The sequence below is a fragment of the Flavobacterium sp. genome (assembly GCF_024710485.1).
Taxonomy (GTDB): Bacteria; Bacteroidota; Bacteroidia; order Flavobacteriales; family Flavobacteriaceae; genus Flavobacterium.
In genome coordinates this window covers 24,452-37,639 of the sequence record NZ_JANJUQ010000032.1, presented here as the reverse complement: position 1 = coordinate 37,639, position 13,188 = coordinate 24,452, and the positions used below count along the sequence as shown (strand labels likewise).

The window sequence follows — 13,188 nt, the reverse complement described above, 5'->3', positions numbered from 1 at the left end:
CATGAAGAGAATATTGTTTTCCAATTGGCACCTGATGCGTTATTTCAGATTGGCCTTCGCCTTGTTTCTGTTTTTTCAAGCTTATGAAACCAAGCAATGGTTTTTTATCGCCTTTGGCATTTTCTTTTTATTTCAAGCCATTTTCAATATGGGCTGCGGCCCTAACGGATGTAATATAACTTATAAAAATCAAAAAGATGAATAGTAGTTTCGACCAATTAATTAATTCGGAAAAACCGGTGCTGATTGATTTTTTCGCTACTTGGTGCGGACCTTGTCAAATGCTCGGACCAATATTGAAAGAAGTGAAAGACCAATTAGGCGATAGGGTTTCTATTATCAAAATAGATGTAGATAAGAATCAGGAATTAGCGGCGATGCAACAAGTTCGAGGCGTGCCGACGATGCTGTTGTTTCAAAACGGTAAACAGCTTTGGCGTCAATCCGGAGTGTTGTCAAAAGAAGAAATAATCAAAAATATACTCGACAAATCCAATAATTAATTATCATGGAACAGCAATTTGTAGTAGAAAATATCAAGTGCGGCGGCTGTATGAGCAGTATTAAAACTGCCTTACTTAAATTGGAAGGTGTTGCCGAAGTAAGCATAGATAAAGAAATTGATACCGTCACGGTAACCGGTACAATGAATCGCGAGGATGTAGTAAACAAACTCAATGACTTGGGTTATCCCGAAAAAGGCAACAATACTTTAATTCGCAAAGCCAAATCGTATGTGAATTGTGCCATCGGCAGAATGACAGAAAACGATTAATCATGAATAAAAAAGTTTTAATCCTTACCGCTGTAGGCGTTATCTTTGGTGCTATAGGCGGTTATGCCTATTATTATTTTGTTGGTTGTGCCTCAGGGACTTGTGTAATTACTTCCAAACCCTTGAATGCCACTTTATACGGCAGTTTGATGGGTGGATTATTGTTCAATATTTTTGTTCCGAATCCGAAAAAGTAAGCGGCTATGATTAATTTTTGGGACGAACGTTATGCCGCCGAAGCTTATGCTTATGGAACAGCACCGAATGTGTTTTTTAAAGAAACCATAGGTGAAATTCCAAAAGGGAAATTGCTTTTTCCGGCTGAAGGCGAAGGCAGAAATGCTGTTTTTGCCGCTCAATTAGGTTACGAGGTTTATGCCTTTGACACCAGCAAAGAAGCCAAAAATAAAGCCGATAAATTAGCCCAAAAATACGGTGTGACCTTAGATTATAGCGTTGGGGATCTTGAAACACTCAACTATCCCGAAAGCTATTTTGATGCGTTAATTCTGATTTATGCTCACGTTCCCGCTGAAATCAGAACTGCATTTTGTCAACATTTACTCCGTTTACTCAAACCCAATGGCCAAATCATTTTTGAAAGCTTCAGTCAAGAACAACTTAATTACACTTCGGGTGGCCCAAAAAACAGCGAGATGCTTTTCTCCGAAGCCCAAGTGAAAAACGATTTTCCTAATGTTGACTTTGATTTCCTAACCACAGAAGTCATTAGTCTTGATGAAGGGAAATACCACCAAGGATTAGGATCCGTAGTGCGTTTTAGGGCTAGAAAGTTAAGTTAGTTTTAAGTTAATTTTTTTGTCCTCAACAATTTTAAGTAGTACATTTGAGTATTGTTAAACAGATAAACCCTTAAAATATTTATAAAAATGAAAAAATTAGTTTATGCCTTTGCCGCAGTTGCTCTTATGTTCTCAATGACTGTTAACGCTAACAACGGCGAGCCAAAGCAAAAAAAGAAAAAAGCTAAAACCGAAAAATCTTGCTCTACTGAAGAGAAAAAAGAATGCAGCACTGAAAAAAAAGCCGGCTGTTGTGCTTCTAAAAAAGCAGAAGATAAAAAAGCTTAATTCTGAGTTTTACATCTTATTCAAACGCCTCCTAATCGGAGGCGTTTTTTTGTAACAAATGTTGCAAAGTAGTTGGAACGGAAAGTCTAGCTTTGAAGAAAAATATTCTTCCTATGAAATTTCGCTACGCCATAGCACTGCTTTTGTTTATACAAGGCTTATTCTCGCAGTCAACTTTTGATTACCAGGTACAGCTTAATCCGATAACCATTCCCAATTTTCCAGGTATTCACTCTTATGCTTTTGCCCAACACCAAGGGAAATGGTTATTCATAGGCGGGAGACTAGATGGTATTCACGCCCGACAACCTTTTAATGCTTTTCCGGCTTCCAATAATAATACGGCTATTTATGTAGTTGATGTGGCATCCAATCAATTTTGGTCGGCTTCGCTCAATCCCTTACCAACCGCTTTGAAAGAACATCTGCAAGCTACCAATTTCAACTTTTATCAAGATGAAGATGCACTTTATATCATTGGAGGCTATGCTTTTTCTGCCACAGCCAATGATCATATTACTTTTGACAAGCTCACTTCGGTGAATGTCTCAGGCTTGATTAATTCGATCATCAATGGTACTGTCATAGCACCTCATTTCAAGCAAATTACTAATACCAACTTCGCCATCACGGGTGGACAATTGGGTAAAATAAACGATACGTTCTACTTGGTTGGCGGACATCGTTTTGACGGAAGATACAATCCGATGAACAACCCTACGTTCACCCAAACCTATTCCAATCAAATTCGAAAATTTACCATTGATAATTCTGGTTCACAATTGAGTATTTCAAATTACGAAGCGGTAACCGATGCCGTTCATTTACACCGACGCGATTACAATTTGTTGCCTCAAATTTTCCCAGATGGTTCGCCAGGCTATACAATTTCATCGGGCGTATTTCAAATCAATATCGATTTGCCGTTTCTTTATCCGGTAGATATCAAAGCCGACGGTTATTTTCCGCAAACGGCTTTTAATCAATATTTGAGTAATTACCACAGCGCCAAGTCGTGTTTGTATGATGCTGCTGAGAACCGTATGCACAATCTCTTTTTTGGCGGAATCAGTCAGTATTATTACAACGGAACGACTCTGGTGCAAGACAATAATGTACCTTTCGTCAACACCATAAGCAGAACAACTAGATTTTCTGATGGTTCGTTGCAAGAATACCAACTTCCTGAAACCATGCCGGCTTTGAAAGGTGCGAGTGCTGAATTTATTCCCAACAAATCACTACCGCATTACAGCAATGAAGTGATTAAGTTGCATGAAATCACAGCTAACGAATTTGTTATCGGTCACATCGTTGGCGGATTATCAAGTTCAAGTGCAAATCCGTTTACAGCTAATAACACCGCTTCAACATCAGCCAATGCTACGATTTTTGAAGTGAAACTTATTAGAAATACACCTTTAGGAGTGCAACCAATTGAAGGTAAAAATCCGTTCTCTATGACCGTTTCACCCAATCCAACCGACAGCAGCACGGTAAGAGTGCATTTCAAAATGGCCTACGCTACCAACATCGATTATTTTGTTTCCGGTATGGATGGTAAAATCATCACCGACGGCGAAATTGAAGATGCCCAACAAGGCGATAACAGTATGAATTTTGAGTTGGATGGTATTGTCAACCAAACCGTCATCATCACTTTTATTTTTGACAATAAGTTTTATGTGTCTCAAAAAGTGATTGTAAAGTAAACAAACCAAAACCACTTTCTTAGTCTGCCCGAGTCATCGGGCATTCTTTGTTTTGGTACCTCTGTAACAATTGTAACTGTAAACACTTTTCTGTCGTTATATTTTTGCTTCATAATTAAGATAAAAACTATGAATATGAGCAAACTATTAGTATCACTGGGATTTGTATTCCTTTCCACTTTCGGATTCAGTCAGGATACGTTGACCGTTTCCAAAAGCGATTTGAAACAAAAACTCGCTGAAAAAAATCTGCAACTCCAAATGGCCCGAAAAAACTACCAATCGGCCAAAGCAGATTACCAACAATCTAATGCACTCTTTTTGCCCAACATTACAGCGTCCTATACCGGAATGGTTACTACCAATCCGTTAATGGCTTTTGGTTCCAAATTAAATCAGGAAATTTTAACCCAATCCGATTTCAATCCGGCCTTGCTCAATGATCCGAAAACCACTCAAAATTTTGCGACTAAAATCGAAATCCAACAACCTTTGGTTAATCTCGATGGTATTTTCGGCCGTCAAGCTGCCAAAGCCAAAATGGAAGCGTTTCAATTGCAAACCCAACGTACCGAAGAATATTTGTTGTTAGAGGTTTCTAAGGCTTATATGCAACTTCAATTGTCTTACAAAGCGGTTAACGTTTTAGAGAAAGCGGAATCCACCGCCAAAGCCAATTTAAAACTGGTAGAAAACTATTTCAAACAAGGCTTGTTGCAAAAGACAGATGTACTTAACGTGCAAGTGCGTGTTAACGATATTTCAAATCAGCTACAATACGCTAAAAGTAATGTGCAAAATGCTTCGGATTATTTGGGTTTCTTAATTAATGAAGATACGCAAGGAAAAACATTCAAGCCATCGGAAGCCTTGGAAAAAGAAATTAAAGTTGAAGTTGTTGATTGGGAATTGTCCGAAAATCGAAAAGACATTCAGGCGATGCAAAAATCCTCAGAAGCTTACCAAAAAATGCTATCGATGAGTAAAATGAGTTTTTTACCCAGATTGAATGCTTTCGGAAGTTACGAGTTGTACGACCGTCAGTTTTTAGGAACAGCGGCCAAAGGGTATTTGGTCGGCGCACAATTGTCATGGAATTTATTTGACGGTTATAAATCAGTCGGGAAATATGACAAAGCCAAAGCCGATTTTCAAAAAGCCAATCTCGAAACCGAGCAATACAAAAAACAAAGCCAACTCGAGTTCAATAAAACCAATCGCCAACTTAAAGATGCCGAAAACAAAGTCGGTTTGTCTCAATTGGCCTTCGAACAAGCGCAAGAAGCGTACCGCATTCGCCAAAACAGATTTGCCCAAGGCTTAGAAAAAACCACCGACTTACTGGTTTCCGAAACCCAAATGATTCAAAAAGAATTGGAGCATTTGCAAGCCGTTTTTGAGTACCAATTTACACAGGAGTATTTACAGTTTTTAAGTCAATAAAATCTAATAATAATAGCAAAAATCAATTTCAATAAAAATTACAAATGATGAAAAAATATAGTTTACTACTAATCGTGCTGGCTTCCGTTTTGATGCTTAACTCTTGTGGGAAAGACCGAAAAGAAGTCACAGACAATACCGCTGCTATCGTCGTAAAAGTAGCTGGAAATACAGCCGCAAACAACAGTTCTTTTATAACCGCCAGTGGCAAAATTGAAGCCGAAAACAGCGCTAACGTCAGCACCCGAATGATGGGTTATGTGACTAAAGTGCATGTGAAAGTCGGACAGAAAGTCAATGCCGGTCAACTTTTGGTCAGCATCAACAACACCGACTTACAGGCGAAAAAAGCCCAAGTTGAAGCTTCTATCTTGCAAGCGACTGCGGCTTTTAACAATGCCAAAAAAGACTACGAAAGATTTACCGCTTTGTTCAACCAACAAAGTGCTTCTCAAAAAGAGTTAGACGATATGACGTCGCGCTACGAAATGGCCAAAGCCGGATTGGAAGCCGCCAAACAAATGCGAAACGAAGTCGTAGCGCAATTCGGTTACAGCAACATCACCGCGCCGTTTTCCGGAGAAGTAATCAATACGTTTGTCAAAGAAGGCGATATGGCCAATCCAGGAATGCCGTTGGTGAGTATCGAAGGTGCTTCCCGTTTACAAGTGACCGCTATGGTTTCGGAAAGCGATATTTCGGACATTCAAAACGGAATGACCGTGAACGTTTTGGTAAAATCCATCAACAAAGCAGTAACCGGAAAAGTAACGGAAGTCAGTAGTTCGGCTAAAAATACCGGCGGACAATATTTGGTAAAAATCAACTTAACCCAGACCAATAAAGCCATTTTATCCGGCATGTTTGTGAATGTCCAATTTCCGATAGCTAATAAAATGCAAACGACTACTTCAACCGATAAAGTTTTAGTACCCGAAAGCGCCTTGGTCAAACAAGGCCAACTGACCGGAATTTACACCGTAGGGAATGGGAATACAGCCATTTTAAGATGGTTGCGCATTGGTAAAACTTTCGGCAATCAAGTTGAAGTATTATCCGGTTTATCGGCAGAAGAGCAATATATCGTTTCGGCAGAAGGTAAGTTGTATAATGGCGCAAAAGTGAAGTTGAATTAACTCATTTTCAAATTTTCAAATCATCACATTTTCAAATTAAAAAATCATGCAAGAAGGTATATCAGGTAAAATCGCCCATTTTTTCATCAATTCGAAGTTAACTATACTGTTAATGGTAGGTTTGATGATCATAGGCGTATACAGTTCGTTTCTGATTCCGAGAGAAGAAGAACCGCAAATTAATGTTCCGATGGCCGACGTAATGGTGGGTTATCCGGGAGCGAGTCCGAGTGAAGTGGAAAGTCGCGTCGTAAAACCGTTAGAAAAAATTCTTTCCAACATCAAAGGCGTAGAACACGTGCACAGTATGGCTATGAACGGTCAGGCAATGTTGATTGTTCAGTTTTATGTTGGTCAAGATGTGGAACGCTCGTATGTGAAATTATACGACGAGTTGGCCAAACACGAAAATCTATTCCCGCAAGGCGTGTACAAACCGATGGTGAAAACGCGTTCTATCGACGATGTTCCGATGTTGGGATTAACGTTGTGGAGCGAAAAATTGAACGATTTTGAAATCCGTCAAATTGCGGAAGAAGTCACTTCTGAAATTGAAAAAGTCAAAGATGTGGCCATCACCAAAGAAATCGGCGGCAGAAACCGCGAGGTGAAAGTGGTGTTGGACAAAGATAGAATGGCCGAAAACGGTGTGGATGCTTTAAGTATCATGCAAATGATCCAAGCCAACAACGGCAGCTCTCAATCGGGAAGTTTTGTTGCTTCAGATAAAGAATATTTAGTAACTACCGGTGAGTTTTTACAAACCGCCGAAGATGTGGAGAACTTAGTGGTTGGCGTGAATGCCAATATGCCGGTCTATTTAAAACAAGTGGCTTCGGTGCAAGACGGACCTTCAACACCGAGAAGTTACGTGTCTTTCGGATACGGAAAATCGAATGAAAAATTCGCTAAAAACAATTCGGAATATCCGGCGGTAACCATTTCCATCGGAAAAGTAAAAGGTGCCGACGCGATGAAAATCTCCGAAAAGATTTTGGAGAAAGTCGACCATTTGAAACAAACGCTCATCACCGATGATGTTCATGTAGAAGTTACGCGTAACTACGGTGAAACCGCTTCGGATAAAGTAGGTGAGTTGTTGTTACACTTAGGAATTGCCATTATCGCCGTAACCATTTTGGTAATGTTAGCCATGGGCTGGCGCGGTGGTTTGGTGGTGTTTTTCTCAGTGCCACTGACCTTTGCTTTAACGTTGTTCGCTTATTATATGTTAGGCTACACACTGAATAGAATCACTTTATTCGCTTTAGTGTTCGTAGTCGGAATTGTAGTAGACGACAGTATCATCATCGCCGAAAACATGCACCGTCATTTTAAAATGAAACGCTTGCCATTCAAACAAGCCGCCATTTATGCGATTAACGAAGTCGGGAATCCAACCATTTTAGCCACGTTCACGGTTATTGCGGCCATTTTACCGATGGCGTTTGTATCCGGAATGATGGGACCTTATATGAGTCCGATGCCGATTGGCGCTTCAATTGCGATGTTGTTGTCCTTGTTTGTGGCCTTAACGGTAACGCCATATTTGGGCTATCATTTATTACACGAAAAAGAAGCACAAGAGCACAAAGCCGAACAAGGATTAGAAACTTCTTGGATCTACAAAGTATACAGCAAAATGGAACGACCTTTCTTGGAAGGCTCTAAAAAGCGCCGTTTGATGTTAGGGATAACTGTATTGTTACTTTTAGGTTCGGTATTGATGTTCTTTACCAAATCGGTAGCTGTGAAAATGTTGCCGTTTGACAATAAAAACGAATTCCAAGTCGTTATCGACATGCCGGAAGGGACTACGCTAGAAAGAACTGCTGCGGTGACTCAAGAAATTGCACAATATCTTTCTACAGTTCCGGAAGTTGTGAATTACCAAAACTATATCGGTACATCAGCACCAATCACGTTTAATGGTTTGGTTCGCCATTACGATATGCGTGGTGGCAGTAATATGGCTGATATTCAGGTGAATTTGTTACACAAAGAAGACCGTGATTTACAAAGTCACGATATCGCTAAAATTGTTCGTCCGGAAGTACAAAAAATTGCTAAAAAATTCGGAGCTAACGTGAAGATTATCGAGGTTCCGCCGGGACCGCCGGTGTTATCGACTTTAGTGGCCGAAATTTACGGTCCGGATTATAAAGAGCAGATTAAAGTCGCCAACCAAGTAAAAGACATCTTAGAAAACACCTCTGATATCGTAGATGTCGATTGGATGACCGAAGACAACCAAGTTGAATACCGCTTGGAAGTCGACAAAGAAAAAGCGATGTTAAACGGAATCGCGCCACAGCAAGTAGTAGGCAATTTGACCTATTTATTGAAAGAATATCCGGTGTCTAACTTGTACGATGAACATTCCAATGACAATGTAGGCATCGTATTGGCTTTAGATGATAAAGACAAAACGAGTTTGCAAGACATTCAAAGTTTAAAAATCAAAGGCAATCGCGGCAATGTCGTTCCTGTGAGTGATTTGGTAAAAGTGGTACAAGATACGTTGCAAAAAACCATTTACCGTAAAGACCAAAAAAGAGTCGTGTATGTAACAGCAGATATGGCCGGTGCCTTGGAAAGTCCGGTGTACGCCATTTTAGGAATGAACGAAAAGCTGCAAAAAATGCAATTGCCGAAAGGCTATAAGGTTAACGAATTGTACATGGAACAACCTTCGGATGAAAGCGATTTTACCGTGAAATGGGATGGTGAGTGGCAAATTACTTTAGAAGTATTCCGCGATTTAGGTGCTGCGTTCCTAATTGTAATTGTCATCATTTACATGTTGATTGTAGGTTGGTTCCAAAATTTCAAAACACCAATTGTCATGATGATGGCGATACCACTTTCTTTAGTCGGAATCGTATTAGGGCATTGGATGTTAGGTGCCTTCTTTACCGCAACTTCTTTTATCGGAATGATTGCTTTGGCCGGTGTGATGGTACGAAATTCGGTATTGCTCATCGACTTTATCGAAATCCGCTTGAATGACGGTATTGGATTAAAACAAGCCATTATCGAGGCGGGAGCGGTGCGAACGACACCAATTTTATTGACCACCGGAGCAGTTGTAATCGGAGCATCTATCATCTTGTTTGATCCGATATTTCAAGGGTTGGCGATTTCGTTAGTTTTTGGTGCTATTGTGTCTACCTTACTGACGTTGATTGTGGTGCCGTTGATTTACTACATCACCGAGAGAAAAAAATGGGAAGGTCAAGGAAAACGTTCAGAAATTGAAGAAACTAATGCTTAATACTATGAAATTACTAATCATTACCGCTATAGCCGAATTTGAAAAAGACATCAAAAAGCTATTGAAAAATGCTGAGGTTGCCACATTTAGCTACCGAAACGTCATGAGTTACAAAGATGTTTCAGAAGAGTTTATTGAGACCAATTGGTTTGCTTCTGAAATGAATGAAACTGAATCCTTACTTTTTTACGCATTGGTGCCCAAAGAGAAAGTGGATTTTTTCTTTCAGTTGGTCGCCGACTTTAACGCCCAACAACCCACAAAAGCAAAGGTGCAAGTTGCGGTACTCAATATTGAAAAAACAAATTAAATACAATTATTATGAAAAACAGAATGATCAGAGCTATTGCAGGAACCTTTATACTAATTAGTTTGTTGTTGGCGATTTACGTCAATCAAAATTGGTTGTGGTTTACCGCTTTTGTAGGCGCTAATTTGTTGCAATCTTCTATCACCAAATGGTGTTTGATGGAAGACATACTGGTGAAATTTGGCGTCAAAGACTAAGGATAAAGCCACCCTCGGGTGGTTTTTTTATGTTTCATTTTAACAAATGCATTACATTTGGTAACATTTTATTTAAAATGAAGTCCAATAGCCATTTAAAAGTATTGATATGAAATTACTAACTAAACTAACCTTAGGTTTATTGTCGGCCATTTTATTGGTAAGTTGTAACCAAAAGGAAGCTGATTTTGTTGATCCTTTGGTAACTAACCGAGATACGACTGTTAATCCGGGGGATGACTTTTTTATGTACGCCAACGGCGGATGGTTCAAACGCAACCCGATTCCGGACAGCGAAAGAAGTAACGGAATTTTCAGAACCATAGGCGATACCATCAATTCGCAAATCAAGCAGATTTGTGAAAAATCGGCGAAGATGTCCGATGCGCCCAAAGGCAGTAACGAACAAAAAATCGGAGATTTCTATGCTTCGGGTATGGATACGTTACAAATTGAAAAATTAGGATTATCACCGTTGCGCACCGATTTGAATAAAATCAAAGCCATAAGCGATGTAACTTCTTTATTAAATACTATTGCTTATTTGCACACTATCGGAGCCAATCCGGCTTTCTCTTTGTACGTGGGTCAAGACGATAAAAACAGCGCCAAATACGCCATCTTTTTAGGGCAAGGCGGATTAGGATTGGGCAACCGCGATTACTATTTCAACACTGATAAAGAAACAGTTAACATTCGTGCCGAATACGTGAAGCATTTGGAAAAAATGGGATTGTTGATGGGTAAATCGCCTGAGATTGCCAAAGCCAATGCTTTAGTGATTATGAAATTAGAAACCGAATTGGCTCAAAACTCCCGAAAGTTAGAAGCGCTTCGAGATCCAATCAAAAATTATAATAAAATGGGTATAGCCCAAATCAATGCCTCGACTCCAAATATCGATTGGAAAACCATGGCAGCCAATATGGGTATTAAAAATGCCGATACTGTAATTGTAGGCCAACCGGAGTTTTACAAAGCATTGAACCAAATGGTTAAAAGTTATTCCATAGAAGATTGGAAGACCTATTTAGAATGGGATTTAGTGAATTCCTACGCTTCGTATTTACACAATGCTATAGAGAAGCAAAATTTTTATTTCTATTCAACCGTAATGAGCGGTGTGAAGGAACAAAAGCCACGTTGGAAACGTATAGTGGAGCAAACCGATGGTGCTTTGGGAGAATTGATTGGACAAGTCTATGTAAAAGACTATTTGCCGGAAGGTTCTAAAGAAAAACTACTTGAAATAGGAAACAACATCAGAACGGTTTATGCAGAGCGCATCAAAAAGCTGGATTGGATGAGTGAGGAGACTAAGAAAAAAGCGCTTTACAAGTTGAGTAAAATAGTCATGAAAGTGGGCTATCCCGATAAGTGGAAAGACATGAGTAGCGTAAACATCAATAGAGGAACATATTTGGCGAATGTAATGGCCACTAACAAATGGGCGATTAAAGAAATGGTATCCAAATTCGGAAAGCCGGTAGATCGTTCCGAATGGCACATGTATCCGCAAACGTATAATGCGTATTATAGTCCAAGCAACAATGAAATTTGCGTGCCGGCTTGTAATATTTTAGTTCCGGGCTTTGAAGGCAGAATGCCGGATGATGCTGTGTTGTACGGAATTATTGGTGGTTCAACTTTCGGTCACGAAATCACACACGGTTTTGACGATCAAGGCAGTCAATATGATGAAAAAGGCAACTTAAACAATTGGTGGACAGCCGAAGATTTGAAAAAATTCAAAGCCAAAACCAAGCTCATTGTTGAGCAGTTTAGTCAGTTTGAGGCTTTGCCGGGTAAATTTGTAAACGGTGATGCTACGCAAGGAGAAAATATAGCCGATTTAGGCGGAATAGTGATGGGATTTGAAGCCTTTAAGAAAACATCTCAATACCAAAACAAACAAAAAATCAGCGGATTGACACCGGAGCAACGTTTCTTTTTGGCTTATGGTTACGCTTGGATGGTAAACATCAAACCGGAAGCTTTGGCCAATCAGTTGTTAACCGATGTACACTCGCCGGCTAAGTTCAGAATCAACGGACCGTTGCAAAACAACCCGGATTTTCACAAAGCCTTCAATATCAAACCGGGCAGTAAAATGCGCAGACCTGACAATTTGAAAGTTGAAATTTGGTAATCAAAAAAAAATCCCTAATCTAATGATTAGGGATTTTTTTATTTGGTGACATTGGCTTCCAGATACCTATCAGTTACTTTCTTCCAATTAATGACTTTAAAAAACGCTTCGATGTATTTTTTGCGTTTGTATTGGTAATCCAGGTAATAGGCGTGTTCCCAAACATCCAAACACAAAATAGGTGTGCCTTTTACAGGTTGGTTTGGCATCAATGGATTGTCTTGATTGGCTGTTGCGGTAACCGATAATTTACCGGCTTTGTCTACTACTAACCAAGCCCAGCCGGAACCGAATTGTTTCTCAGCGGCATCAGCGAATTGGTTTTTAAATACTTCAAAAGAACCAAAATCTCGCGTAATAACAGTGGCTAAGGTGTCTTTTGGTTCTCCGCCGCTTTTGGGTGCCATACCTTCAAAAAACAGCGTATGATTGTAATAGCCACCTGCGTTGTTGCGCAAATCAGCATTGCTCATGTCTAATTTTTTCAAAATATCCTCAATGGCTAAGTCAACCATATTCGGATCGGCAGCTACCAATTTGTTTAAATTGTTGGTGTATGTCAAGTAGTGTTTTGAGTAATGCACTTCCATCGTCAAAATGTCTATACTTGGCATTAAAGCATTGTATTCATACGGTAATTTGGCTAAGGCGAACTGACCGCTTTCGGCACTCACATCATCGGGATGGCCTATGGTTACTTTTTCTTCCGCTGATGGTAACGGAACTTCTACTACTTCTGTGAGTTTTTTTCGTTGGCAAGATGGCAACAGTATCGCAAACGAAAAACATAAAACGGCAATCAATAATTTTTTCATGATTTACTTATTTTCATTTACAATGGCATGTATGGCTTTGATGTATTCTTCTTTGGCTTCTTCTACAGTTAGATGACTGATTTGCATCCAAGCATTGGTTTTAAAGGCATTACGCAAATCAAAAGCCGGGGAATTGTTGTATTCTATGGTTCCGAAAGTGGCTTGTTTATAAAAAGCATACAAGCGCAATTGCACATCTTGTGGGAGTGAAGATTGTGTCATTTGAGAAGCTATGGCTACAGCCTCTTGAAATCGAGCTTCTAAGTCTTTTTCCGACATGGTGCTT

Annotated in this window: 15 protein-coding genes; 13 read left to right on the top strand and 2 right to left on the bottom strand. The window is 39.7% G+C overall.

Annotated elements, in window-relative coordinates; genetic code table 11:
* Nucleotide 1: 1 nt before the first annotated feature.
* The 13 genes from Q0M21_RS08210 to Q0M21_RS08150 all read left to right on the top strand — a co-directional run bounded on the left by Q0M21_RS08210 (nucleotide 2) and on the right by Q0M21_RS08150 (nucleotide 12,087).
* Complete coding sequence (locus Q0M21_RS08210; protein ID WP_295336885.1) at nucleotides 2-205, top strand: hypothetical protein; 204 nt, start codon at nucleotides 2-4, stop codon at nucleotides 203-205.
* Entirely contained in the window at nucleotides 198-503 is a 306-nt protein-coding gene (trxA, locus tag Q0M21_RS08205) for a thioredoxin (RefSeq protein ID WP_295336882.1), read from the top strand. The genes Q0M21_RS08210 and trxA overlap by 8 nt, the downstream gene beginning before the upstream one ends.
* 5 nt (nucleotides 504-508) lie before the next feature.
* Nucleotides 509-775 (top strand): heavy-metal-associated domain-containing protein, encoded by a 267-nt coding sequence (locus Q0M21_RS08200; RefSeq protein ID WP_295336879.1) that lies wholly within the window; start codon nucleotides 509-511, stop codon nucleotides 773-775.
* Nucleotides 776-777: 2 nt separating this feature from the next.
* Nucleotides 778-972 (top strand): DUF6132 family protein, encoded by a 195-nt coding sequence (locus tag Q0M21_RS08195; protein WP_295336876.1) that lies wholly within the window; start codon nucleotides 778-780, stop codon nucleotides 970-972.
* A gap of 6 nt (nucleotides 973-978) precedes the next feature.
* Complete coding sequence (locus Q0M21_RS08190; protein ID WP_295336873.1) at nucleotides 979-1,578, top strand: bifunctional 2-polyprenyl-6-hydroxyphenol methylase/3-demethylubiquinol 3-O-methyltransferase UbiG; 600 nt, start codon at nucleotides 979-981, stop codon at nucleotides 1,576-1,578.
* Between the two features lie 87 nt (nucleotides 1,579-1,665).
* A complete protein-coding gene (locus tag Q0M21_RS08185; protein ID WP_295336870.1) occupies nucleotides 1,666-1,866 on the top strand; it encodes a hypothetical protein in 201 nt (66 codons plus the stop codon).
* 113 nt (nucleotides 1,867-1,979) lie between these two features.
* Complete coding sequence (locus tag Q0M21_RS08180; protein ID WP_295336867.1) at nucleotides 1,980-3,578, top strand: hypothetical protein; 1,599 nt, start codon at nucleotides 1,980-1,982, stop codon at nucleotides 3,576-3,578.
* 135 nt (nucleotides 3,579-3,713) lie between these two features.
* The gene (locus Q0M21_RS08175; protein WP_295336864.1) at nucleotides 3,714-5,021 is read left to right on the top strand and encodes a TolC family protein; all 1,308 of its coding nucleotides are present in this window, start codon (nucleotides 3,714-3,716) and stop codon (nucleotides 5,019-5,021) included.
* 47 nt (nucleotides 5,022-5,068) lie between these two features.
* Entirely contained in the window at nucleotides 5,069-6,157 is a 1,089-nt protein-coding gene (locus tag Q0M21_RS08170) for an efflux RND transporter periplasmic adaptor subunit (RefSeq protein WP_295336862.1), read from the top strand.
* Nucleotides 6,158-6,203: 46 nt separating this feature from the next.
* Nucleotides 6,204-9,431 carry an efflux RND transporter permease subunit gene (locus tag Q0M21_RS08165; protein WP_295336860.1) on the top strand — a complete coding sequence of 1,076 codons (3,228 nt, stop codon included), beginning with the start codon at nucleotides 6,204-6,206 and terminating at the stop codon, nucleotides 9,429-9,431.
* Nucleotides 9,432-9,435: 4 nt separating this feature from the next.
* Complete coding sequence (locus Q0M21_RS08160; protein ID WP_295336858.1) at nucleotides 9,436-9,741, top strand: hypothetical protein; 306 nt, start codon at nucleotides 9,436-9,438, stop codon at nucleotides 9,739-9,741.
* An 11-nt stretch (nucleotides 9,742-9,752) separates the two neighbouring features.
* Nucleotides 9,753-9,938 carry a DUF2892 domain-containing protein gene (locus tag Q0M21_RS08155; RefSeq protein ID WP_295336855.1) on the top strand — a complete coding sequence of 62 codons (186 nt, stop codon included), beginning with the start codon at nucleotides 9,753-9,755 and terminating at the stop codon, nucleotides 9,936-9,938.
* A 109-nt stretch (nucleotides 9,939-10,047) separates the two neighbouring features.
* Nucleotides 10,048-12,087, top strand: a complete 2,040-nt coding sequence (locus Q0M21_RS08150; protein ID WP_295336853.1) for a M13 family metallopeptidase — start codon at nucleotides 10,048-10,050, stop codon at nucleotides 12,085-12,087.
* A gap of 38 nt (nucleotides 12,088-12,125) precedes the next feature.
* On the opposite strand, the gene Q0M21_RS08145 is transcribed toward Q0M21_RS08150, so the two are convergent.
* Nucleotides 12,126-12,902, bottom strand: a complete 777-nt coding sequence (locus Q0M21_RS08145) for a superoxide dismutase (protein WP_295336850.1) — start codon at nucleotides 12,900-12,902, stop codon at nucleotides 12,126-12,128.
* A gap of 3 nt (nucleotides 12,903-12,905) precedes the next feature.
* Nucleotides 12,906-13,181, bottom strand: coding sequence for an acyl-CoA-binding protein (locus Q0M21_RS08140; protein ID WP_295336847.1), 276 nt, complete (start codon nucleotides 13,179-13,181; stop codon nucleotides 12,906-12,908).
* Between the last annotated feature and the right edge of the window lie 7 nt (nucleotides 13,182-13,188).

Coding starts and splice junctions, on each gene's coding strand:
- Q0M21_RS08210 (WP_295336885.1), top strand. CDS start 2: ATGAAGAGAATATTGTTTTCCAATTGGCACCTGATGCGTTATTTCAGA.
- trxA (WP_295336882.1), top strand. CDS start 198: ATGAATAGTAGTTTCGACCAATTAATTAATTCGGAAAAACCGGTGCTG.
- Q0M21_RS08200 (WP_295336879.1), top strand. CDS start 509: ATGGAACAGCAATTTGTAGTAGAAAATATCAAGTGCGGCGGCTGTATG.
- Q0M21_RS08195 (WP_295336876.1), top strand. CDS start 778: ATGAATAAAAAAGTTTTAATCCTTACCGCTGTAGGCGTTATCTTTGGT.
- Q0M21_RS08190 (WP_295336873.1), top strand. CDS start 979: ATGATTAATTTTTGGGACGAACGTTATGCCGCCGAAGCTTATGCTTAT.
- Q0M21_RS08185 (WP_295336870.1), top strand. CDS start 1,666: ATGAAAAAATTAGTTTATGCCTTTGCCGCAGTTGCTCTTATGTTCTCA.
- Q0M21_RS08180 (WP_295336867.1), top strand. CDS start 1,980: ATGAAATTTCGCTACGCCATAGCACTGCTTTTGTTTATACAAGGCTTA.
- Q0M21_RS08175 (WP_295336864.1), top strand. CDS start 3,714: ATGAGCAAACTATTAGTATCACTGGGATTTGTATTCCTTTCCACTTTC.
- Q0M21_RS08170 (WP_295336862.1), top strand. CDS start 5,069: ATGAAAAAATATAGTTTACTACTAATCGTGCTGGCTTCCGTTTTGATG.
- Q0M21_RS08165 (WP_295336860.1), top strand. CDS start 6,204: ATGCAAGAAGGTATATCAGGTAAAATCGCCCATTTTTTCATCAATTCG.
- Q0M21_RS08160 (WP_295336858.1), top strand. CDS start 9,436: ATGAAATTACTAATCATTACCGCTATAGCCGAATTTGAAAAAGACATC.
- Q0M21_RS08155 (WP_295336855.1), top strand. CDS start 9,753: ATGAAAAACAGAATGATCAGAGCTATTGCAGGAACCTTTATACTAATT.
- Q0M21_RS08150 (WP_295336853.1), top strand. CDS start 10,048: ATGAAATTACTAACTAAACTAACCTTAGGTTTATTGTCGGCCATTTTA.
- Q0M21_RS08145 (WP_295336850.1), bottom strand. CDS start 12,902: ATGAAAAAATTATTGATTGCCGTTTTATGTTTTTCGTTTGCGATACTG.
- Q0M21_RS08140 (WP_295336847.1), bottom strand. CDS start 13,181: ATGTCGGAAAAAGACTTAGAAGCTCGATTTCAAGAGGCTGTAGCCATA.